Below are 23,368 nucleotides of genomic sequence, written 5' to 3'. Positions count from 1 at the left end.
TGTGAATGCGGCACCGGCGATGACTCGTCATTCAATCCTAGGCGCTTGTGCGCGAGCCTTTCACGCCGCTGGCGAACAACCGCCCCTCGAAAGTAGGCAGGCAGTAGGCTCGTAGGCAACGCCGAAACACCAAGGGAGATTCATGTTCGAGAGGTTTACCGATCGCGCCCGCCGAGTCATTGTGCTCGCGCAGGATGAGGCGCGTCTTCTCAACCACAACTACATCGGCACCGAGCACATCCTCCTGGGCCTCATCCACGAGGGTGAGGGCGTGGGAGCCAAGGCCCTCGAATCACTCGGAATCACACTCGAGGGCGTGCGCGAACAGGTGCGTGAAATCATCACTGAGGGCACCCAGGCCCCCACGGGGCACATCCCGTTCACGCCCCGCGCCAAGAAGGTCCTCGAGCTGAGCCTTCGCGAGGCGCTTCAGCTCGGCCACGGCTACATCGGCACCGAGCACATCCTCCTCGGCCTTCTGCGCGAGGGCGATGGCGTGGCCGTCAAGGTCCTCACGCGCATGGACGCCCAGCCCGCTGCCGTGCGCCAGGAGGTCATCGAGCGCCTCTCCGGCTACCAGGGCAAGGAAACCGTGAACGCCGGTGGCGGCAACCAAGAGGGGACACCGTCGGGCTCCCTCGTGCTCGACCAGTTCGGGCGCAACCTCACGCAGGCAGCTCGCGACCAGGAGCTCGACCCCGTCATCGGCCGCGAGCGCGAAGCCGAACGCGTCATGCAGGTGCTCAGCCGCCGCACGAAGAACAACCCCGTTCTGATCGGCGAACCGGGCGTCGGCAAGAGCGCCGTCGTCGAGGGGCTCGCCCAATCGATCGTCGCGGGTGACGTCCCCGAAACGCTCAAGGACAAGCAGCTGTACACGCTGGATCTTGGTTCGCTCGTGGCGGGCTCGCGCTACAGGGGCGATTTCGAGGAACGCCTGAAGAAGGTGCTCAAGGAAATTAAGACTCGCGGCGACATCGTGCTGTTCATCGACGAGATTCACACGCTCGTGGGTGCCGGCGCAGCCGAAGGCGCGATTGATGCGGCGAACATCCTCAAGCCGATGCTTGCCCGCGGTGAGCTCCAGACCATCGGCGCCACCACGCTTGAGGAATACCGCAAGCACATCGAAAAGGATGCCGCGCTTGAGCGCCGCTTCCAACCGATCCAGGTCGAGGAGCCGAGTGTCGAGGAGACGATCGACATTCTGCGGGGCCTTCGTGATCGCTACGAGTCCTTCCACAAGGTGACGATCACGGACGATGCACTCGATGCGGCGGCTCAGCTCGCGGCGCGCTACGTGAATGATCGCTTCCTTCCGGATAAGGCCATCGACCTGATCGACGAGGCTGGTGCGCGCTTGCGCATTCGCCGGCTCTCGGCCCCGCCCGAGCTCAAGGAATACGATCAGAAGATCGAGGAAGCGAAGCGTGCGAAGGAATCCGCAATTGATGCGCAGGACTTCGAAAAGGCCGCGAGTCTCCGTGATGACGAGCAGAAGCTCACGGCCGAGCGCAAGGCCAAGGAAGACGCGTGGCGCAACGGCGAATCCGATTCGATCAGCGTCGTGAACGATGACGTGATCGCCGAGGTGCTCGCTGCTGCGACTGGCATCCCGATCGTCAAGCTCAACGAGGCCGAGTCCACGCGCCTGCTCAATATGGAAAACGAGCTCCACAAGCGAGTCGTTGGCCAGAACGAAGCGATCAAGGCTCTTTCGCAGTCGATCCGCAGGACCCGAGCGGGCCTCAAGGATCCGAAGCGTCCGGGCGGATCGTTCATCTTCGCTGGCCCCACTGGCGTTGGCAAGACCGAGCTCGCGAAGGCACTCGCCGAGTTCCTGTTCGGTGACGAGGACGCGCTCATCACGCTCGATATGTCGGAATTCGGCGAGAAGCACACGGCCTCGCGCCTGTTCGGCTCGCCCCCCGGCTACGTGGGTTACGACGAGGGCGGCCAGCTCACCGAGAAAGTACGTCGCAAGCCGTTCTCCGTCGTGCTGTTCGACGAAATCGAAAAGGCACACGTCGATATCTTCAACTCGCTCTTGCAGATCCTTGAGGACGGCCGCCTGACCGACTCACAGGGGCGCGTCGTGGACTTCAAGAACACGGTCATCATTATGACGACCAACCTCGGCACGCGCGACATCGCGAAGGGCGTCTCGATTGGCTTCCAGGCCGGCGGCGACCTCTCGACGAGCTATGAGCGTATGAAGGCAAAGGTCAATGAGGAGCTCAAGCAGCACTTCCGCCCCGAGTTCCTTAACCGCGTTGACGACATCGTTGTGTTCCCGCAGCTCTCGCGCGAAGAGATCAAGCAGATTGTCGACCTCATGGTTGGCCGCCTCGACGCTCGCCTTTCGGAGCGCGGTATGTCGATCACGCTCACGCCTGAGGCTCGCACGCTTCTGGCGGAGAAGGGCTACGACCCGGTTCTCGGCGCTCGCCCGCTTCGCCGCGCCATTCAGCGCGACATCGAGGATTCGCTCAGTGAGAAGATCCTGTTCGGTCAGGTGAAGGACGGCGACGAGATCGTGATCGACGCCGAGGGCGAGGGCCCGCTCGGGGTCTTCACCTTTGCCACGAAGAAGGAAGACGGCTCGCTCGAGCCGATTTCCGAGGACATCTCGGTTGAGGACATCGCCGGATAAAACCGTGGCGTTAGCTGCGACATGCACGTTGTCGAAGAGATAGTCGTCCACGCGGGAGAAGCGTGGTGGATCCACCTCGTGGTCGCTGCCTTCTCCCTCGTGGACGCGTTCTTTCCCACGGTTCCGAGCGAATCTTTGCTTGTTGCGCTTGGATCCCTGTGGGCGACGTCGGGCAAGCCTTCGCTGCTCCTGCTCATCCTCTCCGGTTGGGGCGGAGCCGCAATTGGTGACCACGTGACGTATCAGATCGGTCGCGTTCTCCCGTGGCGCAAGCTCGCCTTCTTCAATGAGGGGCGCCGCGGCCACCGTGCGATTGAAGCCGCCGAACGTGGCCTTGAGAAGCACGCTTTCACGTATCTCATGACGGCCCGTTTCATTCCGCTCGGGCGCACGGCGGTCAACCTCGTCGCGGGTGGGGTGCGGTATCCGCGTTCCCTTTTCACTCCGAAAATTCTCCTCGCGACCTTTCTGTGGGCCGTGTATTCGTGCCTCGTGGGGGCGGTTGCGGGCCAGTGGTTCGAGGCGCACCCAATCCTCGGGATTCTCGCTGCCCTCGCGTTGGCGTTCGCTGTTTCGCTCCTCGTGGAGCGCCTCGTGCGAAGACTTCACGCGCTCAAGGCGAAGCGAGCGTCGGAAAGCGCTTAGCTCACCGCCCCCCACGTGCGCGCCTTCTTACGCGTTCGTGGCTGTTCCTCCAGCACGAGTTCCTGCACCAAGCGTGATGAGCCCGCCCGCGGTGTGTGAAACGAAGCCCTCCGCGAGGAGGTCCGTGAGGAGCCGCGTGAAGCGCTCCGGTTCGGCCCCGCTTGCGCGCTCGAGAAATCCGACGGTGGCCTCCCCGCCTTCGCGCAGAGTTTTGAGGATCCTGCCCCGAATTTGGCGATCGGTTCCCTCGTAGCCTTGCGGGCGCGTCGTGCGCTCGCCGAGCCCGGGCCGACCTGCTTTGAGCCATGCGCACTGCTCCGCGAGTGGGCAGGCCTCGCACCGAGGATTTCGGGCGCGGCATACGAGCGCGCCGAGTTCCATGATGCCCTCGTTCCAGATTCGGGAGCTTTCGGCGCTCGCTGGCACGAGCGTTTCAAACCGGGCGCGGTCACGTTTCGTGACGTGCGCGGTAGGAGAGGGCTTTGCGTCGAGGACGCGCGTGAGCACGCGTCTGATGTTGGTGTCGAGAACGCATGCCTTCTGCCCCTGCGCGAAATTCGCGACCGCTGCCGCTGTGTAGTCGCCAATACCCGGAAGTTCTCTGAGGGCATCGACACCCACGGGAAGCTCCCCGGAGTGCTCGTGATCAATCGTGCGGGCGCATTCGAGGAGCCGGAGAGCTCTGCGCGGGTAACCGAGGGAACCCCATGCTCGCAGGACCTCTGCCGAGTCAGCGAGCGCGAGTGAGCGCGGGGTCGGCCACCGCGTCATCCACGCGCGCCATGGTTCCACGACGCGGGAAACGGGGGTCTGTTGGCTCATGATTTCGCTGACGAGGACTCCCCACGCACTTGTGCCTTCCTCGCGCCATGGGAGGGGTCGGCGTTGGCTCGCGAACCACGTGGCGAGGGGATCGTAGAGATCGGGGCGAGGGCACATAGCGCCACATGCTACCGGGGATCACGCTCATAGGCGACGGCCCGCACGCGACACCAGGGACGCCGAGAGGGAGAACGGGGCAACGAAACCGGTGCCAGGGCCATTGACGAACGGGGTCAACCCCTCGGGACCAGTGCATGTCCAAAGCAACGAAAACCCCCGGGGATGGGCACGCTGAAGAGGCGTGCGCAATTCCACCGGGGGTGTGGGTGACTCGCGTGTGCGAGCCGAGGCTCACTTGGTGTTCTGCGCCTTGAGAAGGTCGCGAATGTCGGTGAGGAGGTCGATGTCGGTGAGTTCCGTGACCTCTTCGGTGATGCCGCGGCGCTTCTTGTCGAGTGCGCGCGCCTTGTTCACGGGGAGAACGAACACGAAGTACACCACTGCGGCGGTGATGAGGAAGGCGATGACTGCCGAGATGATCGCGCCGAAGTCTAGGGTTGTCGCCTTGTTGTCGGCAATGATGCGGTACGCGAAGCCATCAACGTTTGTGCCGCCAAAAACGGCCACGACCGGATTGATGAGGTGGTCAACGAAAGCCTTGATGAGGGCGGTAAATGCGCCGCCGATGACAACGCCGACCGCGAGGTCGAGAACGTTGCCCTTCATGATGAATTCTTTGAAACCGTTCACGGCCGTGTCCTTTCGGTAAAGGGTGTTCGGAGCAGCCCGGCGCATGCCGAAATAACGCTGCGCAATCAAAACTAGCCGACCACGGCGATGAATGGAGGTGCATTGAGTGTGCAATGCGCAATAGTTGAAACCTGCGCGCGCTCAATTTCGATCGTCGCCATTGGAGTACCGGACGCAGCGAATGGGGCGACGCCACCACTCTTGGGCACACGTGGTTCGCGAAGAACTGCACGCACTTCGCTCAGCTTTGGCGCCTGAGCGAAGCCCTCGGAGTTTGACGGTTGTTCGCAAAACACGCGAAGCTGCGTGCCGGGCTCGGCGCTATCGACGACGCTGGAGGCGGAAATGGGGATCGAGACGAGGGCACGTTCGGTGCCGAGCGCAGATTCGGCTTCCCGCAGGTGCTCCCTGAGAACGAGAGCCCCCTTTTCGATTGATCCCGCAGTGCTTTTACCCGTGACCTCGCGGGGACTCCGAGTAGCACCCTCGGGAACAAGATCGGGTCGTACTTTCGCAGACGTCAGGTCTCCCGCCTCTAATGTTTCGCCAGGCGAAATATCACGGTTCGCGACAACCACGGAGATTCCAGGGAGGACATGTGCGGCAAGTGGCGGAGCTCCGAAACTCACGAGCCCGGCGACGATGACGAGGGCTGCGAGTCCCCGGTTCTTCCGTACGGCACGCCGCACGTGAGGGGCAGCAGTGGCAAGTGCGCGTTGAGCTCGCGCAAGCGATGATTCTTCTCCCATGCGCTCCACGTTAGGAATGAATCGTGCCGCGGGTGCCGCGTGGCTTGCCTGTTGGGGATTCAGTTCGGTTGTGAAGCATGCGCCGTGGCGTGAGCTTAGGCGGGGTTGCCAAGAGCAACAAGGCCTGACTCTGTGAGGACCTCGGGGATGAAAACGTCGTGGGGTTCGCGGGGGAGAGTGCCCGCATCGAAAAGTTCGGTCTCGTGGACGAGGGTGAGTACGCGGGTTTCGGGGCGCACATGGGTGAGAGCTCGATCGTAATACCCCTTGCCGTGCCCGAGACGCGTTCCTGCAAGGTCAACGGCGACGGCGGGCGTGATGATGAGGTCGGCACGGGCCAGCCCTTCGGCCCCAAAAGATTCGCCCGTGGGTTCGGCGCCGAACTTCGCGCCGCTTGAAGGGAGGAGAGTTTCGTGTCCATCCCACACACGCCAACCGAGAAGCTGTCCTTCATAGGTGGGAAGAATGACGGTGTGGCCGTCGCGCGCCTTACGTCGCAGCCACGCAAGAGCGCTTGCCTCGGCAGGCACGGGAACGTAGCCCGCAATGACGAGGGGGCGTCGCGCGGTGCCAATCCACGGGTCGATGCTTTTCTCGAGGTGGGCCCGGATGCGGGTGGCGCTCTCCCGCGCTGCCTCGGCTCCGTAGGTCTCTCGGCGGGACCGAAGAATCTCGCGGCGAAGCGCTCGCTTCATTGCTGGCGTGTTGCTCTCGTTCATGAGGACATCGTGCCACAGCACCATTTTCGGGTCGACCTCCCTTGCTCCGGTGTTCACGCCGTGTCTCGACTAGCGCTAGACTTCCCCTCATGAGACTCCGCGACGCTTCGCTCACCCTGCGCCCATTCGTGCGCCGCGATCGAAAGGCCTATGTTCGCGTGCGCGAAAGCAGCGCCGAGTGGCTCGAACGCTGGGAGGGTCAGGACCCTTCATGGGGCGACGGCGGCTTCCCTTCGTTTGAAGCGCAATTTCGAGCGCTTAGACGCCAAGGTGGCAACATCGCGTGGTCGTCCCTCGGGATCTTTCGCAAGAGAGCGCTCGTGGGGCATATCGGTTTTTCCCCGATTGTGTTTGGTCCGCTTTCGACCGCGCACGTGGGCTACTGGGTGGCACACGAATGGGCAGGGCGCGGAATTGCTCCACGTGCCCTTGCTCTCGCACTCGAGGAAGTGCTCATCGGCCAAGAGCTTCATCGCGTCGAAATTCTCGTGCGTCCCTCTAACGCCGCTTCGCTCAGGGTGGTGGAGAAGTTGGGCCTTCGAGACGAAGGGATTCGCGAGCGTTGCATCTACGTCTCAGGCTCGTGGCGCGACCACAGGGTATTCGCTCTGACCCGTGAGGAGATTCCGGCGAGGGGCCTATTGCTCGACCGGGTTCCGCCTGTGCGGTGAGGTGCGCCCTACGGGTGCGACACGCGGTCGGATGTGCGGGGCTGGAGCGCGTAAAGTCCCTACGATCAAGGGGTGAACAGCTTTAATCTCGGTGCGGTGCTCATCGCCCTTCTCGTGGGCATGTGGCTGCTGTACGCCGTTCCCAGGGCCGCCGATCGGCGGTACACGCTCGGGGAGGCGGCAAAGGTCGCGCAGCAGCGCCACTCCGAGAGTGCCCGAGACGTCACAGACGCCTGCCGCACCTACTCTTCTCTCTCGCACGAGGTGACCGACATGCCCGAGAACCGCAGCCTTCTCCGCCCCGCGGACCCAACTTCGCGCCCGCGTTTCGGCGTAGAGGAGCGCACCGACCTCGTGCACGACCGCGCTCACCGCACGGGGCTCGGGACCGCGCTCAAGGCTCTCCTCGCCATGCTCGTGCTGACGACCCTCGCGAGCGTCGTGACCACCTCGCTTTCCCTCACGAACATCTGGTTCCCGCTCGGGTCCGTGGCCGCGCTTGGCCTCTACCTCGTCGTCCTCCGCGCGACGCGAGCACTGCGTGCGCAAACCGTGATCGGTACCGAACACGTGAATGAAGCCGAGGCTCGCGTTGAGAGCGCCCCCGAAGCCGAAGAGGAAAACGATGCCGACGCTAACCACGCCGAGCTTGAGCAGGCGTCGGAAAAAGAAATCTCGCGCTCGAGCGAGATGAGCCCTGCCGAGCGCCACGAGGCCTTCTTGCGCCAGGTGCTCGAAGCGCGTGAAGAGGGGAGGGGTAAGGCTCTCGCCGACGAGCGCTTTGCCTCCCGCGTGAGCTTCCGCTATGGCTCTCTCTCGACAGGGAGCAGCCTCGAAGCCGCAGACGTCGAGGAACGTGAGGCGGAGGCTGAAGTGGAACAGGGGACGTATCTCGCGTCGAACGCCCAGGTGATCGGCTCAGGTCTCACCGTCGACGACGTCATGCGGCGCCGCCGAGCCTGAACTTCGCTTACCTTCCTACCGTGGTGGCAGTGTCAGCACAAGCGGGACCGGGGGAATTCGAGCGCTATGAACGTGCGCTTGAAGCTGCGGGTCTCGACCGCCGCCCCGTTGCGATACTTGATCTCGCCCGATTCGACGCCAATGCCCGCGCGCTCAAGAAGCGAGCTGGAACGACGCCCATTCGTGTCGCCACAAAGTCTCTGCGCGTTCCCTTCCTTATCGAACGTGCCGAGCGCGAATTCGAAGGGGGCCTGCTGGCTTTCTCCCTGGCGGAGGCGCTCGACCTCGTTGAGGAGAGCTATAAGGACGTCCTCGTCGCCTATCCCACCGCCGACCGCGAGGCGCTTTCTCGACTCGTGACGAACGAGCGGGCCCTGAGGTCCATTACTCTCATGGTTGATTCGCGCGCCCATGCCGACATGATCGTGGAAGCGCGCTGCTCACACTCCAGTTCTGAAGCGCCCGTGCGCGTGTGCATTGAACTCGATTGTTCCTACGCTCCCGTGCGTGGCGTTCACCTTGGGGCGCTTCGCTCACCGCTATTCACACCCGAGGATGTCGAAGACCTTGCACGGGTCCTCACGCGCCAACCGGACATTGCGCTCGTGGGGCTCATGGGCTATGAATCGCAGATTGCGGGAACTCCCAATCGAGGGCATTCCCCAATGCGGCTTTTGACACGCGGAATGCAAGTCCTCAGTGCGCGTGAAGTCGCCGCCAGGCGCGGTGAGGCCGTAAAACGCGTACGAAAGGTGTGCGATCTGGAGTTCGTCAACGGGGGTGGCACGGGGAGTATCGAGTCCACGTGTGCGGATCCTAGCGTCACGGAAGTAGCCGCGGGTTCGGGACTCATTGGTCCGGCGAGCTTCGATCATTTCGTGGGTTTCCGCCCCGAGCCAGCGTTGTTTGTGGGATTCCCCGTCGTACGGCGACCCGCGCGCGGCGTTGCAACAATTCTCGGAGGCGGATGGGTCGCGAGCGGTCCGCCCGGAAAGGACAGGCTACCGCGCGTCGTGTATCCGCGCTCTCTCGGCTATGTGGGACTCGAAGGCGCGGGAGAGGTGCAAACGCCGTTGCGCGGGAGGGCTGCCGAAAGATTGCGTGTGGGGGACACCGTATGGGTGCGACACGCGAAGGCCGGTGAGGTAGCCGAGCATCTTGGCGCCTACGTTGTTGTGCAAGAGGACGAGGTTATTGATGTCGTCTCCACTTATCGTGGCCTAGGGCGCGCGTATATTTAGGTTCCGGATCAACGAGGGAAGGCTGAGGGCATGGCAAAGATCGCTTTGGGCTCGGCGCGCGACATTCGCGCGAACTGGTCGGGAAACGTGGAGTTCTCGCCCACGGAAGTTGTGCACCCCCGAAGCGAACGGGAAATCGTGCACCACATCGCGCGGGCAACGGCACATGGAACGGCCCTTCGAGCTATGGGCGCCGGACACTCCTTTTCGCCAGTTGCGAAGCCGAACGGCGTGACCCTGACCCTCGATCGGTATCGCGGGCTCGTGTGCATCGATAAAGACACGGGCGATGTGACACTGCGCGGCGGCACACGCCTGTGGGAAATCGGGCCGATACTCGCGAGGCACTCGCGCGCGCTTGAAGTCATGGGCGACATCGATCGGCAGTCAATCGCGGGGGCGATCAGTACCGGCACGCATGGAACCGGTGGACGATTCACGGGGGTTTCCGGGTTAGTCACAGGTCTCAAGATCGTGCTCGCGAACGGTGATGCCGTGTGGGCGGACCGCGAGCACAATGTGAAGCTTTTCGAGGCCGCGCGGCTTGGTCTTGGCGCCCTCGGCATCATTGTTGAGGTACGGCTTCGCACGATCCCGCTCTACAAACTCCACAGGAGAGAGTACGCAGCGCCACTCGAAGAGACTGCCGCGAAATTCCTCGAGACGAGTGCTATCCAGGATCATCAGGAGTTCTTCTTTGTGCCGGGCGGGAAGAGAGCCGTCGTGCGCGAACTCAACCATGTCCCCGCGGAGTCATCGAGCAAAGGAATGGGGCGGGTGCGCGACTTTGTCGAGAGCGAAGTCGTGGGGAACGGCGCATTTGCACTCGCGAACCGTCTCGTCCAGGCCGTGCCGGCCACGAAGAGGCCCCTCACTGGTGCGGTTTCAATGCTCATGCCTGCGGGGGAGGCGGTGCACCTGCCTTACCGACTCTTCGTTGCCTCGCGCCGCACGCGTTTTCGCGAGTGCGAAATGGCAATTCCCGCGAGCCGTTTCGAAGAGGCCTTTGACACGCTCACACGCACACTCGAGCGTTCGACGCCCTCGCTCATCTTCCCGCTCGAAGTTCGTCGAGCTGCAGCCGATGACGTGTGGCTTTCGACGGCGAGCGAACGAGACACCGTATACATCGCCGCTCACAACCCTTGTCACGCGAAAAACGACGACTACCTCCGCCTCGTTCACGACACTCTCGCTGAGTTTGAAGGCCGACCGCACTGGGGCAAGACGCACTGGCTGAAGGAAACTGAACTGCGGAGCCTCTACCCACGATGGAACGACTTTGCAGCGGTGAGGAATGAACTCGACCCCGATAGGGTGTTCTCAACGCCGTATCTCGATTCACTTCTTGGAGGATGACACGATGAAGCGCAAGGCAAGCGCTCTAGCCGCAGCAATGCTCGTTGCAGTGTCAATCGTGGGGTGCGGTGGAGGTAAGGACGGTACGGGGTCACAGGCCTCGCCGTCTCGCACGAATCTCACGGTTTTCGCGGATACCTCGCTCAAGAGCTCCTTCGAGGACCTTGAGAAGGATTTTGAAGCGGCCAATCCGGGCGTCGATGTCGTCTTGACGTTTGCCGAGTCCCAGGATCTCGTCACTCAGATGGACGGCGGTGCCCGAGCGGATGTGTTCGCGCCCTCTTCGACCACGTGGATGAACCAGGCGGAGGACAAGGGGCTCGTGCCGAAGTATTCGGCCGAGGTTTTTGCGCTTGACACACTTGAGCTCGCCGTCGCGAAAGGGAATCCGAAGAACATCGAAGACCTCGAGGATCTCGCGGCGCGCCCCGAACTTGTCGCTGTGCGGTGCGCGAGCGCGGTTCCGTGCGGTGAGGCCACGGATAAGCTCGTGAGGAACGCTTTTCTCGACGACCTCCGTTTTGATACAGAGGAGCAATCCTCCAGGGATGCTCTCGGGCTTCTGAAGGCGGGGGAGGCCGATGCCGCCATCGTTTATGAAAGCGACGTCGCTTCCGCTGAAGACACGGTTGACGGAGTTGACCTCGCGGGTGCGCAGCTTCATTCGAACACGTATGAAATTGCGGTGACGAAGGACGCGAAGGAAAGCACTCGAAGCGAGGCCGCGCAGAAGTACGTTGACCTTGTCCTCAGCCACGAGGGGCAAATGACGATCGTTGATGCTGGCTTTCGACCCGTGAAGTGAGTGCTGTGTACCTCGCCTACCGCTCCTTAGAAGATTGTGCAGTCGAGAGTAATGAGCTCGACTCAGATAGCCTGTTCCCTACTCCTATTTTCGATTTCCTTCATGGAGGATGGATTCGATGAAACGAATGGCAGGTGCTGGAGCTGCAGCGATGCTCGCTGCGGCGTCGCTCGCAGGTTGTGGAAGTACCAACGAAGGTGCGACATCCGACGCTTCACCAGGTCGCACGAAGGTCACGGTTTTTGCCGCTGCCTCGCTCAAGAACACCTTCGAGAGCTTCGAGAAGGAGTTCGAGGCTAAGAACCCGGATATCGATGTTGTCTTTACGTTTGCCGGATCGCAGGATCTGGTTACTCAAATGGATGGTGGCGCTCCCGCAGATGTTTTTGCCTCTGCTTCAAAGAAGTGGATGGATACGGCGGAGTCAAAGAATCTAGTGTCCTCGTCTCCTCGCATCTTTGCCCGTAATTCCCTCGAAATCGCTGTCGCGGAGGGTAACCCGAAGAAGGTTACAGGGCTCGATGACCTTGCATCTCGGCCCGAGCTCGTGGTCGTGAGGTGTGCGAGTGAGGTGCCGTGTGGTGCCCTCACGGATAAGGTGCTCATGGCTGCTGGGGACCCCAAGATCGATTTTGATACCGAGCAGAATTCGGTGACCGACACTCTGGGACTCGTGAAGGCTGGCGAAGCCGATGTTGCGTTTGTGTACGAGACAGATGTTGCGTCCGCGCCTGAAAAAGTAGACGGACTTGAAATCCCCGAGGCCGAATCGCTCGCAAATGAATACCCCATCGCTGTGACGGTTGAAGCCCAAAAAGCGAAGCGAAGCGAGGCTGCGCAGAAATTTGTGGACTACGTCCTTGGTGACGATGGCCAAAAGGCACTAGCGGAAGCTGGTTTCCAAAAGGGAGAGTGAGCCCGGTGCGTCGTGAGAGTGCGAGAACCCCGATGCTCGTTGGGCTTCTTGCCGTGATGGCGGGTCTGAGCATTGTTTTTCCGATCGTGGCGCTTGCCCTGGGGACGCCTTGGGGCAGCCTTGCCGATCTCGCTGCAGGTCCCGAAAATCGCTCGGCGGCAGTCCTCTCGCTTGTGACGGCGACGCTCGCGTGCCTCATATCGACAACTTTTGGGCTCGCGCTTGCGCTCAAGCTTGCTCGTTCTTCCGGTCCGCTCACAGTGCTCTTGCGTGCACTTGTGCTCGTGCCTCTTGTTCTGCCTCCCGTGGTATCAGGAATTGCCCTTTTGCTCGCTTACGGGCGCCAGAGTCTTCTCGCTCCGCTTTTAGAGAGTGCCGGCATCCGAGTTGTCTTCACGACGAGCGCCGTCGTCATAGCGCAGGTGTTTGTTTCGCTCCCGTTTGTAGTACTCACCCTCGAAAGTGCGTTTCGCGCTAGTGGGTTTGCTGAGGAGCGTGCAGCGGCGAGCCTAGGTGCTCGGCCGATGCGCGTGTTTCGTACCGTTACCGTTCCGCGCTTCGCACCGTCGATTCTTATCGCTGCGACTTTGGCCCTCGCGCGCTCGCTCGGTGAATTTGGGGCGACGCTAACGTTTGCGGGGTCGCTCGCCGGCTTGACGCGCACGCTCCCGCTGCAGATCTATCTTGCCCGTGAGGGAGACATTGCCGATGCCGTGGGCCTTTCGATAATCCTCGTCATTTTTTCACTCGTGGTCGTTTCAATTGCCTATGCCCGTGGACCGCTTCAACGTGAGGCGGATGCTCGATGAGTCTAGATCTCGCGGTTCGTATTCCCGGCCGCGCTGTTGATGCTTGCATCCGTATCGATGCCGGTGAGCACGTTGCTCTCGTGGGTCCGAATGGGGCGGGAAAGTCCACGATGCTTGAGGCGCTCGCTGGGCATCTTGCCGCTCCGCGCGATGGAGAAATTCGCTTAGCGATTGATGGTGAGGATTTCAGCCGAACACCGCTTCACAAGAGAGGTTTTGCCTATCTCTCTCAAACAGCGCATCTCTTCAATCACATGAGCGTTCTTGACAATATCGCTTACGGTCTTGTGAGTGCAGGGATGAAACGGCGCGAGGCCCGCGAAGTAGCCGGTGAACTTGCGGTGAAGGTGGGTCTTGAGGGGTTTGAGGATCGGCGACCTCGCACGCTTTCGGGAGGTCAAGCGCAAAAATGTGCGCTCGCGCGGGCTCTTGCGGTTGAACCACGTGTGCTGCTCCTGGATGAGCCGCTCGCGGCTCTCGACGTTCGCGCCGCAAGGGAAATGAGAGGTCTCGTGGCTGACCTCGCGCAAACGCGGACTCTTGTGTGCGTGACCCATGATGTTCTTGATCTTCTCGCGTGGGCGGATCGAGTGTGTGTGCTCGAGGATGGCCACGTAACCGAAGAGTGCAGTGCCGACGATGCCCTTTCATTTCCGAGATCCGAGTTTCTCGCGGAACTCGCGGGACTCAAATGGGTTGACGGCGAGATGCGAGAGCGCGGAGTTTTCGTAACGAGCGGCGGAGTTCCGCTTGCAACGATGGGGGAGTGTGGGCTGGGCCCCGGGCGTGCCTTGATCGACCCTCGCGCGCTGCGCTTACGTGTGGGAGACCACGCCGACGGTATCGGAGCAGGACGCATTCGCGGTATTTCTCGAATCGGCCCCTGCCCCGTGGCGTATTTCGAAGATGTCCCCGTCGAGCTGAGTATGTTGAGCAGCGCGCGCGGCACAGTCGCGGAGGGGCGTGTCGCAACGATTGAACAAACGGGGCTCGTCAAGGTTGAGCGTCGACGCTGAGATCGTTGGTAGGGCCTGGTCATTGATGCCCGCTTCCAGGTTGACGATTGTCTTCGTGATGGAATGGAGGCGTGATCACGAATTCTTTCGCCACTGCAAGGAATGTAACTGAGCTCGCGGGGCTTATTGCATTTGCGCGTGAGGCTGCCGCAGCAGCCGCGAGCTACCTCGCTGAGGTTGGCGGAGGTCCCGTGGAGCGCGAATACAAGGCGAATGCTCACGATATTGTGACCGCTCACGATCGCGCGTGCGAGGACCGCATTCGCGAGGTACTCCTCGCGAACTGCCCGGATGCCCGAATCGTGGGTGAAGAGGGCGGAACCCGCGAGGGCACGAGTGCCGTGACGTTTTACGTTGACCCTATTGACGGCACCTCGAACTTTGCGACCGGCAATCCGCTATACGCGATCTCGATTGGCGTGGCGGTTGAGGATGTGCTCGTGGGCGGTGTCGTGAATGCTCCTGCCCTCGGCATGGAGTTTTGGGCCGATGACACTGCCGCCTATCTGGGAACGAAGAGACTTGGTCCCAATCCCGAACGAGCACTCGCGGATGCACTTGTTCTCACGGGATTCCCGGGACTTCGCGATCTTTGCGAGGATCGATCGTTCGCCGAACGCGAGAGGCTCGCCTTGCTCGAAAGCGCGGGGGCAGTGCGAAACCTTGGCTCGGCGGCGCTCGAACTGTGCTTCGTGGCCGCGGGGTGGGCGGATGCCACGACCCTCACGAGCATTAATCCGTGGGATATCGCTGCTGGCTTCCATATCATTGAGAAAGCTGGCGGGAGTATTCGCACGTGGACGTGCAGCCCGAGTGACGTCGACGGAGCGGAGGCGATCCCACCTCAGGAATGCCCGGCGTATGTCGCCTGTACGAGTGCGAAGCGCTACGAGGAGCTCGATTCCCTGCTTGAGCGCGTCCACGCTTCTCGATGTGAACGATCCCTACGTAATGAAGGAGCCCACCATGAGTGACCAACCATCGAATCCATACGGCTTTAGCAATCCCACGTCCGGCAGCCAGGGCACCGGTGCACCCGGCTTTAGCGGCCCTGCCGGCCCCGGTGGCGTGACAAGCGATGAACGCACCTGGGCCATCCTCGCTCACCTCAGCACGCTCGTTGCGACCCTGGTCTCGGCCGGCTGGCTCGGGTGGGTCGGGCCGCTCGTTATCTACCTGATCTATCGTGACAAGAGCCCCTTCGTCCGCAACGCTTCCGCGGGTGCGCTGAACTTCGCGATCAACCTTTTCGTTTACAGCCTCATCGCGTGGTTCTTCTTCTTTCTGGGGACCTTCCTCTCGTTCCTTCTCGTCCCGCTCGTCTTCATCCTGATCGCTGCGATCATTGGCCTGGCGATTCTGGTAGCGACGATCGTGATACCGATTATTGCCGCGTTGAAGGCGAACAACGGCGAGGCATACACGTATCCCTTTACGGTTGCGATCATCAAGTGAAGCTCGCTGAAAGCGCGCCGCGTGCTGCGGGCGGCGCGCTTCGCGTGGGGTTTATTCCCGGGGTCGAGCCCGACGTCTTCGCGCGGCGCTGGCACAGCGATCCCAAGCGACCAGAATTGCAGCTGGTCCCGCTCGATGACCGCGCCCCAGAGGAAGCGCTCGCATGCGGGGCTGTCGACATGGTATTCGCGCGGCTTCCGTGGAACAGCGCCCCGCGCTCGGAAGGGCCCGTGCTCAAGCGCGAGGAAATTCATGCAGTGCCGCTCTGGGAAGAACGGCCCGTCGCGGTAGTCGCGAAAGACAATCCGCTGAGCCTCAGCGAGGAACTCACCGAGAGCGACCTTGAGGGGGAGCATCAGTTCAGCCTCGAAGAATGCGGGGGGCCAAAAGGTGCGGTCGCGACCGTCGCCGCAGGTAATGGCTATGCCATCATGCCCATGTCCCTTGCTCGGTTGCATGCCCGCAAGGACGTCACCCACAGGCCTCTCGCCGAGCGTGAGGGAACCCGAATCGTGCTCGCGTGGCCAAAAAGTGCCGACGATAACGTGCGCCAGGAGTTTCAGGGCGTGGTACGGGGTCGCACCGCCCGCAGTTCTCGTCGTTAGGATGACACGGAAGACTTCGACCTCCGAAAGGAAAACGCGATGAACGAGCGTATGAACGTTGAAAGCTTTAATCTTGACCACCGCACCGTCGCGGCACCGTATATCCGCGTCGCAGATCGCAAAGATCTCGGCGGGGTCACGCTCACGAAGTTCGATATTCGTTTCACCCAGCCGAACGTTGACGCCCTCGAAACTGAGACTGTCCATTCGCTCGAGCACATGATGGCGGAGTTCTCTCGCAACCACAGCGACGACATCCTCGATATTTCGCCCATGGGCTGCCGCACCGGCTTCTACTTGCTCATGCGCGGCGACCACACGCCCGAAGAGGTGGCACCGCTCGTCGAGGCCACGTTGAACGACCTTCTAGAGGCACATGCTGTTCCCGCGGCGAACGAGATCCAGTGCGGGTGGGGCGCCCACCATAGCCTCGAGGGCGCGAAGAGCGCGGCACAGAGGTTCCTCGAGAAGAAGAGCGAGTGGCTCCAGGTCGAAGCGGAAGCCTAAAGAGCCCGGGCTAGATCCAGGAATCAAACCACATGTGGGCGCGCCACAGGTCGTAAGGAATGACCTGGGCCGTCCACAGTGGCCACCAGAACGCCGAGGCGAGCGTCATGGTCACGACGAGTGAGGCGATCGCGAAGATCGCGATGCGGCGCCTCGTACGCGAAGCCGTGCGCGTCCCGAGCATGAGAGCGAACACGAAAACGATCGCCATGATGAGCCACGGCTCGAACACGACCGAATAGAACTGGAAGATCGTGCGGTCGAGGTACAGGAACCACGGGAGGTAGCCCGCGATAATCCCCGAGAGGATCGCCCCGGCCGTACCGCTTCGCCGTACGATCGCGACCACGAGCGTAACGAGAAGCGCCAGTGCCCCGAACCACCAAATGAACGGGTTGCCGAGATTCGTAATGGCTGCCGAGCATTTTTCGACCTCGCAGCCCGCCTCGCCGTACGTGTAGGACTCGTAGTAGAAGCTCGTCGGGCGGAGTTGGAGGAGCCAGAGCCAAGGTTTGGCGGCATACGTGTGCGTAGAGTCGAGCCCAACGTGGAACGAGTAAGCCTCCTGGTGGTAGTGCCACAGTGACGCAAGGGCCTCGGTCACCGGGTTCGACGCGTGTCCGTTCTCCGCCGCCCAGTTGCGGAAGTACCCGTCCTTGGAGGCAAACCACCCGGTCCACGAGAGCACATATGTTGCGAGTGCACTGCCGACGATCGCGAAGAAGGCGGGAATAGCATCGAGCGCGAAGCCGCGAAGTTTCCAGCGAGGATCGCCGAAGCGTCGACGCGCCGCCCAGTCCCACAGCACCGTCATGATGCCGAACACCGCGACGAAATAGAGCCCCGACCACTTCACGCCGCATGCGAGGCCGAGCGAAATTCCCGCGGCGATACGCCACCAGCGCACCCCTGTGACGTGCCCGAAGCCTTCCGCAGCCCCCTCGATCCTCCCGAGCGCATCGCGAAATTGATCGCGATCCCGGAGGAGAAAGTAAAACGCGAGGAGACAGAAGAACCCAAGAATCAGGTCGAGCAAACTCGTCCGGGAGTGAGTGAGGTGGACTCCGTCAATGGAGAGCAGGTAGGCCGCGAGAAACGCGAGAGCAGTGTTGCCGAGCAGGCGTCGGACCGTCAAAAACAGCATGAGGACGCCTAGCGTTCCTACGAGCGCTACGGAGATGCGCCAGCCCCACGGGTTGTCCGCACCGAGGGCCCACTCTCCGAGCGCGATCACCCATTTGCCGACGGGCGGGTGCACCACGTACTGGGGATCGGGCAGGTAGGAGTCGATGTCGCCGCGCTCGAACGCAGCCTTCGAGACGTCCTTCGCCCACGCGCGCTCGTTGCCCTCGCGAAGGAGCGTATAGGCGTCGCGCACGTAATAGACCTCATCGAAGATGAGGGTCTTGACGTGGCCGAGCTTATAGAGGCGCAGAGCCCCAGACCATACGACAAGGACGAGCGCGAGGATCCACGTCGTGGTGCGCTCGGTAAGTCCGAATGGCCCGCGGGCTTTCTCCGTTGATGGGCGCGCCGCTCGCTTGCCCGTCATCGGGGACACCGAAGACCCGCCGCTTCCACTCGCACGTGTATCACTCACGAGCCCATCCTAAAGGGCCGCGCGGTAGGATCGCACGGTGGAAACCGAGAACAAAACCGTGCTCACACCGGGAACTATCGCCCTTGCCGCAACCCCCATCGGAAATCCCCTCGATGCGTCGTTCAGACTCGTCGGTGCGTTGCGAGAAGCTGATCTGATCGCTGCCGAGGATACGCGCCGCGTAAAGCGGCTGGCGAGCGAACTCGGCATCAGGCTAACGGCGCGCACACTCGCGTATCACGAACACAACGAAGTCGAGCGCACCGAGACCCTTCTTGAGGCGGCGAGAAGCGGGCAAAAGGTTTTGCTCGTCACCGATGCGGGGATGCCGGTGGTCTCCGATCCAGGTTTTCGCGCGGTCGAATCCGCTACCCGCGAAGGCATCGCCGTCGACGTGTTCCCGGGTCCTTCCGCGCCTCTCACCGCGCTTGTGCACTCGGGGATTGCTCCCGATCGCTTTGCCTTTGAAGGTTTCCTTCCGCGCACGTCGAGCAAGCGTCTGTCTGCGCTCGAGAGCCTTTCACGCGAGGCACGCACACTAATCTTCTTCGAATCTCCGCGACGCACGCGCGAATGCCTCGAGGCAATGGTCGACGTTTTCGGAGCCGAACGAGAGGCGTGCGTTGCACGCGAGCTCACGAAGACCCACGAAGAGATTATGCGGGGACCCCTTGCCGAGCTCGCCGCGTGGGCCCGTGAAACAGAGGTGCTTGGCGAGATCGCGATCGTGGTGGCGCCGGCCCCGCCTCGCGAGGAGGACCCGGCTGATCTGGCGGCACTTGTGCTCGCGCGCGCCGAGGCGGGGGAGCGGCTCAAGGACGCCGCGAAGGCCGTTGCGCGGGAACACGAGCGGGTATCTGCTCGAGAGCTCTACGACGCAGCTCTCGCGCACAAGAACAGGGCATAACCCTCTTATAGCTGAAAGGGCGCCCCACCGTGAGGTGGGGCGCCCTTTCGCGAAGTGCTGAAATCAGCCGTCGATCTCGATGAGGCCGCGCTGGTACGCCTTTGCGAGGCGGCGCGGAACCGACGCGGTACGACCGCGAACGGTAACCTTGACGAGATCGGTGGTCTCGGCCTTCCAGTTCGCGCGGCGCGAACGGGTGCGGGCCCGGGACATCTTAAACTTAGGCACTGCCATGATGCGCTCCTTGCTCGAACTGCGTGAAAAATCTGGGTGGCGCACGGGCTAGATTCCCCGGCTGGGTCCTACGGGATCGCCAAAGGGGAGTGCTCGCGCACAACAGGAATCAATCTAAGCATATTTTTGGCTTTTCCGCGCGCGCGGAGGCTTCGCGTGTGTTGGGCTTCACGGACGCGGGGTCCGACGCTTGCCCCGCACTAGGATGGCCCCATGAGCAACGCAGTGAACTCTCGTTCCGCAACCGCCGAAAGTGGCCACACTCGCGATCTGACGTGGCCGGAGGCCCCCGAGCCTCTCCCCGGCCCCGTGATTGATAACCACGCACACCTCGACTTTTCCGACGGTGAGGGTTCACACGGCATCGAAGAACACGTCGCGTGGGCAGAGCGTGCCGGGGTGCGCGGCATCATCACGATTGGCTGCGACCTCGTCTCAGCCCGGTGGACGGCCGACGTTCTGCGCGGCGAGCACATTCCCCCCGAGCACCGAGCGTTCGTCGCAGAGCGCTTGCGAGGGGGCGTGTCGATCCACCCGAATGATGCGGTCAATCATGTCGTAACCGGCAAGGGACGCAACGGCGAGAAACTCTGCTCTCTTGACGAGGCAATCGCGGAGATTTCCGATCTCCTCGACACTCCCGGCATGGTGACGATTGGCGAGACCGGGCTCGACTGGTTCCGCACCTCCCGCAAGAAGCCCGAACGGCGTGAGGCGCAGATCCAAAGCTTTCGCATGCATATCGCGCTCGCGAAAGAAAAGGGCCTTCCCATGCAAATCCACGATCGCGACGCGCATCGCGACGTTCTCGACGTTCTCGATGCCGAGGGCACCCCGGAGCGCACGGTGTTTCATTGCTTTAGCGGCGACGCGCAGTTTGCGCGCGAGGCCCTCGATCGTGGCGCGTACCTGTCCTTCTCTGGTACCTCGACCTTCAATAACGCCGCCTATCTTCGCGAGGCGCTTGCCATTACGCCTCTCAACCGCATCATGGTGGAAACGGATGCCCCGTTCCTCACGCCCGAGCCTTTCCGCGGTCGCCCCAACTCGAGCTACCTCATTCCGCACACGATGCGCGTGATCGCTGAGGCGAAGGGCCTGAGCCTCGAGGAAACGTGTGCGGGAGTCCTCGCGACCGAGCGAGAGATCTACGGATTCGCGGGGGCAGAGGGGTGAGCGACACTTCGCGCGCGCTCGATAGCGGTACGCGTCTTCTGACCCCGCGCGATATTCGTGCGCTTGCCGAAGAGCGTGGGATTACCCCCACGAAGAAGCGTGGGCAAAACTTCCTGCTTGATGCCAACACCGTGCGCGCGATTGTCGAACGCGCGGGCGTGAAGCGCGACGACGTCGTGCTCGAGGTCGGGCCCGGGCTCGGTTCACTCACGCTCGGTCTTCTCGATGCGGGTGCATTTGTCGGGGCAGTTGAGCTCGATGAGGCTCTTGCCGCGCTCCTGCCGTCTACCGTCGCGGCGAAGCAGCTGGAGAGCTCGCGCCTCGCGCTCGTACATGCGGATGCGCTCGCACTCACCGTGCTTCCGGTTCCGGAGGGTGCGCCCAGCGCTCCCACACGGCTCGTCGCGAACCTTCCCTACAACGTTGCTACCCCGATCCTCCTGACCATCCTTGAGCGCTTCGAGGTCATCACCGAGGCGCTCGTCATGGTCCAGCTCGAAGTCGCCGAGCGGATCGCCGCAAAACCCGGCTCAAAAATCTATGGCGCGCCGAGCGCGAAGGCTGCGTGGTACGGCAGTAGCGAACTTGCAGGCCGTATCTCAAGGCGCGTGTTCTGGCCTGAGCCAAACGTCGACAGTGCACTCGTGCGAGTGCGCCGCGACCGCGTGCAGGCCGAGGGGGAGGCCCCGCGCGAAGTGGTGTTCGACGTCATCGACCACGCTTTTCTCCAGCGTCGCAAAACTCTGCGGGCCGCGCTCAAGTCGTGGGCGGGAAGCGGCGAGCGTGCCGGGGCGATCCTCGAGCGCGCCGGCATCGATCCTCAGCGCCGCGGTGAAACACTTGCGATCGAGGAGTTCATCGCCATCGCCAATAGCGCGCGCGCCGAAGAGGGCTAGAGCGTCACATCAGCGGCCCCGCCGTTTCGTCGGTCGGGCGGCAGGGACGTAGGCTCGTGGCGTGAGTCTTCTTCTTGTCGGCGCCGAACAGCTGCATCTTCAGTACCCTAATCGAGTCGTGCTCGATTCTGTCACCCTCGGTCTTTTCGAGGGCGATCGCATTGGGATCGTGGGGCGCAATGGCGATGGCAAGAGTTCTCTCATTCGACTCCTGTTTGGCGAACTCGAACCGTACAGCGGTCGCGTGACGCCGAGGAACGGCGTGCGCATGGGGCTTTTGTCCCAGTCCGACAACTTGGACGAGACCTCGACAGTCGGGCAGGAAATCGTCGGAGATGCCCCCGAGCACGAGTGGGCCTCAGACCCGAAGATCCGCGACATTATTGCGGGGCTGCTGAGCGACATCCCGTTCGAGCGCAGCATCGGCGCGCTTTCCGGTGGCCAGCGCCGCCGCGTTGCGCTTGCCAAGCTGCTCGTGGGCGATTGGGACGTGATCGGTCTCGACGAGCCCACAAACCACCTCGACCTCGAGGGCATTCACTGGCTTGCACGCCACATCAAAGGGCGTTGGGGAGCTGGGCAAGGCGCCTTTATCGTCATCACCCACGATCGTTGGTTCCTCGATGAAGTCTGCACGTCGACGTGGGAAGTTCACGACGGCATCGTCGAGCCGTTCGAAGGTGGCTATGCTGCCTATGTTCTTCAGCGCGTCGAACGCGACCGTATTGCCGCGGCGACCGAGCAAAAGCGGCAGAACCTGGCCCGGAAGGAGCTCGCCTGGCTTCGCCGTGGCGCTCCGGCGCGAACGTCGAAGCCCCGCTTCCGTATCGAGGCAGCGAACGCTCTGATCGCGGACGTCCCGGAAGTGCGGAACCCATTGGAGCTCAAGCGCCTCGCGACTGCCCGGCTCGGCAAGGACGTCGTGGACCTCCTTGACGTGGGCGTGAGCTACGGCGATCACGTGATCTTTTCTGACGTCACGTGGCGCATCGCTCCGGGCGAGCGTACCGGCATCCTCGGCGCCAACGGCGCCGGCAAGTCGACGCTCCTCAGTCTGATTGCGGGCACGCTCGAGCCTACGCAGGGCCGAGTTAAGCGCGGCAAGACCGTTGAGATTGCCGTCCTCGATCAGCAGTTCCGCGAGCTTCAGGACATCGCTGGTGAGCGTGTGCGCGACGTGCTCGCGCGCACGAAGACGACCTTCACGATCGATGGCAAAGACTTCACTCCCGCGAAATTGCTCGAGCGCCTCGGTTTTGCCAAGGATCACCTCTCCACACGCGTCGAGGATCTCTCGGGTGGCCAGCGTCGGCGCCTCCAGCTCCTCCTCGTGCTCTTGAGCGAACCGAATGTTCTCATTCTGGACGAACCCACGAACGACGTCGACACCGACATGCTCACGGCTCTCGAGGACATGCTCGATTCGTGGCCCGGAACTCTCATTGTCGTCTCGCACGATCGCTACCTCCTTGAGCGCGTGAGCGATCAGCAGTATGCGGTCATGGGAGGGACTCTCCGTCATCTTCCCGGCGGGGTGGACGAATATCTGTCGCTGCGCGCACAGGAAGAACGCGAACGCACGGGTGGGGGCGAAGGCAGTGCAAAATCCGACGCCACCTCGGCCCCGGCCAGCGGCCTTTCTGGCGCGGAGCGCAGGGCCGCCGAGAAGGAAGCCAGTGCGATTGAGCGACGCATCGATAAGCTCCGCTCACAGATCGAGAACATCCACGCGGAGCTCACCGAGCACGACCCCACGGATTTCGAAGGCTTGACTGCGCTCGGCCAAAAAGTGCGCGAGCGCGAGGGGGAGATCGCCGAGATCGAGGAGCGTTGGCTCGAGATCCTCGAGCAGATCGAAGAAGGCTGAAAC

The 23,368-nt window shown here is 62.4% G+C and carries 24 protein-coding genes; 18 read left to right on the top strand and 6 right to left on the bottom strand.

Annotation, left to right across the window (positions count from 1 at the left end; genetic code table 11):
- Positions 1 to 142: 142 nt before the first annotated feature.
- Together E6X30_RS03410 and E6X30_RS03405 are read left to right on the top strand one after the other, a co-directional pair.
- The gene (locus tag E6X30_RS03410) at positions 143 to 2,653 is read left to right on the top strand and encodes an ATP-dependent Clp protease ATP-binding subunit (RefSeq protein WP_316335741.1); all 2,511 of its coding nucleotides are present in this window, start codon (positions 143 to 145) and stop codon (positions 2,651 to 2,653) included.
- Between the two features lie 21 nt (positions 2,654 to 2,674).
- Complete coding sequence (locus E6X30_RS03405) at positions 2,675 to 3,298, top strand: VTT domain-containing protein (RefSeq protein WP_316335740.1); 624 nt, start codon at positions 2,675 to 2,677, stop codon at positions 3,296 to 3,298.
- A gap of 27 nt (positions 3,299 to 3,325) precedes the next feature.
- On the opposite strand, the gene E6X30_RS03400 is transcribed toward E6X30_RS03405, so the two are convergent.
- The 4 genes from E6X30_RS03400 to E6X30_RS03385 all read right to left on the bottom strand — a co-directional run bounded on the left by E6X30_RS03400 (position 3,326) and on the right by E6X30_RS03385 (position 6,395).
- On the bottom strand, positions 3,326 to 4,237 hold the full coding sequence (locus E6X30_RS03400; RefSeq protein ID WP_316335739.1) for an A/G-specific adenine glycosylase: 912 nt from the start codon (positions 4,235 to 4,237) through the stop codon (positions 3,326 to 3,328).
- Positions 4,238 to 4,471: 234 nt separating this feature from the next.
- Complete coding sequence (mscL, locus tag E6X30_RS03395) at positions 4,472 to 4,870, bottom strand: large conductance mechanosensitive channel protein MscL (protein ID WP_316335738.1); 399 nt, start codon at positions 4,868 to 4,870, stop codon at positions 4,472 to 4,474.
- Positions 4,871 to 4,941: 71 nt separating this feature from the next.
- Complete coding sequence (locus E6X30_RS03390; RefSeq protein ID WP_316335737.1) at positions 4,942 to 5,619, bottom strand: SAF domain-containing protein; 678 nt, start codon at positions 5,617 to 5,619, stop codon at positions 4,942 to 4,944.
- 95 nt (positions 5,620 to 5,714) lie between these two features.
- The gene (locus E6X30_RS03385) at positions 5,715 to 6,395 is read right to left on the bottom strand and encodes a 5-formyltetrahydrofolate cyclo-ligase (RefSeq protein WP_316335736.1); all 681 of its coding nucleotides are present in this window, start codon (positions 6,393 to 6,395) and stop codon (positions 5,715 to 5,717) included.
- A gap of 32 nt (positions 6,396 to 6,427) precedes the next feature.
- Between E6X30_RS03385 and E6X30_RS03380 the strand changes: the two genes are divergently transcribed.
- The 12 genes from E6X30_RS03380 (at position 6,428) to E6X30_RS03325 (ending at position 16,685) form a co-directional block, all read left to right on the top strand.
- Positions 6,428 to 7,009, top strand: coding sequence for a GNAT family protein (locus E6X30_RS03380; RefSeq protein WP_316335735.1), 582 nt, complete (start codon positions 6,428 to 6,430; stop codon positions 7,007 to 7,009).
- A gap of 72 nt (positions 7,010 to 7,081) precedes the next feature.
- Positions 7,082 to 7,972: a hypothetical protein gene (locus tag E6X30_RS03375; protein ID WP_316335734.1), complete on the top strand. Its 891-nt coding sequence runs from the start codon at positions 7,082 to 7,084 to the stop codon at positions 7,970 to 7,972.
- A gap of 29 nt (positions 7,973 to 8,001) precedes the next feature.
- A complete protein-coding gene (locus tag E6X30_RS03370) occupies positions 8,002 to 9,213 on the top strand; it encodes an alanine racemase (protein ID WP_316335733.1) in 1,212 nt (403 codons plus the stop codon).
- A gap of 30 nt (positions 9,214 to 9,243) precedes the next feature.
- Positions 9,244 to 10,572, top strand: a complete 1,329-nt coding sequence (locus E6X30_RS03365; RefSeq protein WP_316335732.1) for a D-arabinono-1,4-lactone oxidase — start codon at positions 9,244 to 9,246, stop codon at positions 10,570 to 10,572.
- A 4-nt stretch (positions 10,573 to 10,576) separates the two neighbouring features.
- On the top strand, positions 10,577 to 11,377 hold the full coding sequence (gene modA / locus E6X30_RS03360) for a molybdate ABC transporter substrate-binding protein (protein ID WP_316335731.1): 801 nt from the start codon (positions 10,577 to 10,579) through the stop codon (positions 11,375 to 11,377).
- A 118-nt stretch (positions 11,378 to 11,495) separates the two neighbouring features.
- Positions 11,496 to 12,293, top strand: coding sequence for a molybdate ABC transporter substrate-binding protein (gene modA / locus E6X30_RS03355; RefSeq protein ID WP_052127014.1), 798 nt, complete (start codon positions 11,496 to 11,498; stop codon positions 12,291 to 12,293).
- Positions 12,290 to 13,102, top strand: coding sequence for a molybdate ABC transporter permease subunit (modB, locus tag E6X30_RS03350; RefSeq protein WP_316335729.1), 813 nt, complete (start codon positions 12,290 to 12,292; stop codon positions 13,100 to 13,102). The genes modA (E6X30_RS03355) and modB overlap by 4 nt, the downstream gene beginning before the upstream one ends.
- Entirely contained in the window at positions 13,099 to 14,118 is a 1,020-nt protein-coding gene (locus tag E6X30_RS03345) for a sulfate/molybdate ABC transporter ATP-binding protein (protein WP_070435347.1), read from the top strand. Before modB ends, E6X30_RS03345 begins: the two co-directional genes overlap by 4 nt.
- 71 nt (positions 14,119 to 14,189) lie before the next feature.
- Entirely contained in the window at positions 14,190 to 15,092 is a 903-nt protein-coding gene (locus E6X30_RS03340) for an inositol monophosphatase (protein WP_070435348.1), read from the top strand.
- Complete coding sequence (locus E6X30_RS03335; protein ID WP_070435349.1) at positions 15,085 to 15,573, top strand: DUF4870 domain-containing protein; 489 nt, start codon at positions 15,085 to 15,087, stop codon at positions 15,571 to 15,573. The genes E6X30_RS03340 and E6X30_RS03335 overlap by 8 nt, the downstream gene beginning before the upstream one ends.
- Positions 15,570 to 16,178 (top strand): LysR family transcriptional regulator substrate-binding protein, encoded by a 609-nt coding sequence (locus tag E6X30_RS03330; protein WP_070435350.1) that lies wholly within the window; start codon positions 15,570 to 15,572, stop codon positions 16,176 to 16,178. The genes E6X30_RS03335 and E6X30_RS03330 overlap by 4 nt, the downstream gene beginning before the upstream one ends.
- Positions 16,179 to 16,217: 39 nt before the next feature.
- The gene (locus tag E6X30_RS03325; protein ID WP_316335728.1) at positions 16,218 to 16,685 is read left to right on the top strand and encodes an S-ribosylhomocysteine lyase; all 468 of its coding nucleotides are present in this window, start codon (positions 16,218 to 16,220) and stop codon (positions 16,683 to 16,685) included.
- 10 nt (positions 16,686 to 16,695) lie between these two features.
- Here E6X30_RS03325 and E6X30_RS03320 read toward each other — a convergent pair whose 3' ends face one another.
- A complete protein-coding gene (locus E6X30_RS03320; protein ID WP_316335727.1) occupies positions 16,696 to 18,285 on the bottom strand; it encodes a phospholipid carrier-dependent glycosyltransferase in 1,590 nt (529 codons plus the stop codon).
- A 37-nt stretch (positions 18,286 to 18,322) separates the two neighbouring features.
- Between E6X30_RS03320 and rsmI the strand changes: the two genes are divergently transcribed.
- Positions 18,323 to 19,192 carry a 16S rRNA (cytidine(1402)-2'-O)-methyltransferase gene (gene rsmI / locus E6X30_RS03315; protein ID WP_083286135.1) on the top strand — a complete coding sequence of 290 codons (870 nt, stop codon included), beginning with the start codon at positions 18,323 to 18,325 and terminating at the stop codon, positions 19,190 to 19,192.
- Between the two features lie 63 nt (positions 19,193 to 19,255).
- Here the strand turns inward: rsmI and rpmF are convergent, their stop codons facing one another.
- Positions 19,256 to 19,426 carry a 50S ribosomal protein L32 gene (rpmF, locus tag E6X30_RS03310; protein WP_016664359.1) on the bottom strand — a complete coding sequence of 57 codons (171 nt, stop codon included), beginning with the start codon at positions 19,424 to 19,426 and terminating at the stop codon, positions 19,256 to 19,258.
- Between the two features lie 213 nt (positions 19,427 to 19,639).
- Between rpmF and E6X30_RS03305 the strand changes: the two genes are divergently transcribed.
- The 3 genes from E6X30_RS03305 (at position 19,640) to E6X30_RS03295 (ending at position 23,365) form a co-directional block, all read left to right on the top strand.
- Complete coding sequence (locus E6X30_RS03305) at positions 19,640 to 20,602, top strand: TatD family hydrolase (protein ID WP_316335724.1); 963 nt, start codon at positions 19,640 to 19,642, stop codon at positions 20,600 to 20,602.
- Positions 20,599 to 21,498, top strand: coding sequence for a 16S rRNA (adenine(1518)-N(6)/adenine(1519)-N(6))-dimethyltransferase RsmA (rsmA, locus tag E6X30_RS03300; protein WP_316335723.1), 900 nt, complete (start codon positions 20,599 to 20,601; stop codon positions 21,496 to 21,498). Before E6X30_RS03305 ends, rsmA begins: the two co-directional genes overlap by 4 nt.
- A 61-nt stretch (positions 21,499 to 21,559) precedes the next feature.
- Positions 21,560 to 23,365: an ABC-F family ATP-binding cassette domain-containing protein gene (locus E6X30_RS03295; protein ID WP_316335722.1), complete on the top strand. Its 1,806-nt coding sequence runs from the start codon at positions 21,560 to 21,562 to the stop codon at positions 23,363 to 23,365.
- The last annotated feature ends 3 nt before the right edge of the window (positions 23,366 to 23,368 follow it).

Source organism: Dermabacter sp., assembly GCF_032550575.1.
Classification (GTDB): Bacteria; Actinomycetota; Actinomycetes; order Actinomycetales; family Dermabacteraceae; genus Dermabacter; species Dermabacter hominis.
This window is presented reverse-complemented; position numbering and strand designations above follow the sequence as displayed.

What these genes read in the sequence shown, in the direction of transcription:
- modA (WP_316335731.1), top strand. Translation starts at nt 10,577, where the DNA reads ATGAAGCGCAAGGCAAGCGCTCTAGCCGCAGCAATGCTCGTTGCAGTG.
- E6X30_RS03325 (WP_316335728.1), top strand. Translation starts at nt 16,218, where the DNA reads ATGAACGAGCGTATGAACGTTGAAAGCTTTAATCTTGACCACCGCACC.
- E6X30_RS03305 (WP_316335724.1), top strand. Translation starts at nt 19,640, where the DNA reads ATGAGCAACGCAGTGAACTCTCGTTCCGCAACCGCCGAAAGTGGCCAC.
- E6X30_RS03365 (WP_316335732.1), top strand. Translation starts at nt 9,244, where the DNA reads ATGGCAAAGATCGCTTTGGGCTCGGCGCGCGACATTCGCGCGAACTGG.
- E6X30_RS03405 (WP_316335740.1), top strand. Translation starts at nt 2,675, where the DNA reads ATGCACGTTGTCGAAGAGATAGTCGTCCACGCGGGAGAAGCGTGGTGG.
- E6X30_RS03380 (WP_316335735.1), top strand. Translation starts at nt 6,428, where the DNA reads ATGAGACTCCGCGACGCTTCGCTCACCCTGCGCCCATTCGTGCGCCGC.
- E6X30_RS03335 (WP_070435349.1), top strand. Translation starts at nt 15,085, where the DNA reads ATGAGTGACCAACCATCGAATCCATACGGCTTTAGCAATCCCACGTCC.
- E6X30_RS03400 (WP_316335739.1), bottom strand. Translation starts at nt 4,237, where the DNA reads ATGTGCCCTCGCCCCGATCTCTACGATCCCCTCGCCACGTGGTTCGCG.
- E6X30_RS03345 (WP_070435347.1), top strand. Translation starts at nt 13,099, where the DNA reads ATGAGTCTAGATCTCGCGGTTCGTATTCCCGGCCGCGCTGTTGATGCT.
- modA (WP_052127014.1), top strand. Translation starts at nt 11,496, where the DNA reads ATGAAACGAATGGCAGGTGCTGGAGCTGCAGCGATGCTCGCTGCGGCG.
- E6X30_RS03390 (WP_316335737.1), bottom strand. Translation starts at nt 5,619, where the DNA reads ATGGGAGAAGAATCATCGCTTGCGCGAGCTCAACGCGCACTTGCCACT.
- E6X30_RS03410 (WP_316335741.1), top strand. Translation starts at nt 143, where the DNA reads ATGTTCGAGAGGTTTACCGATCGCGCCCGCCGAGTCATTGTGCTCGCG.
- rpmF (WP_016664359.1), bottom strand. Translation starts at nt 19,426, where the DNA reads ATGGCAGTGCCTAAGTTTAAGATGTCCCGGGCCCGCACCCGTTCGCGC.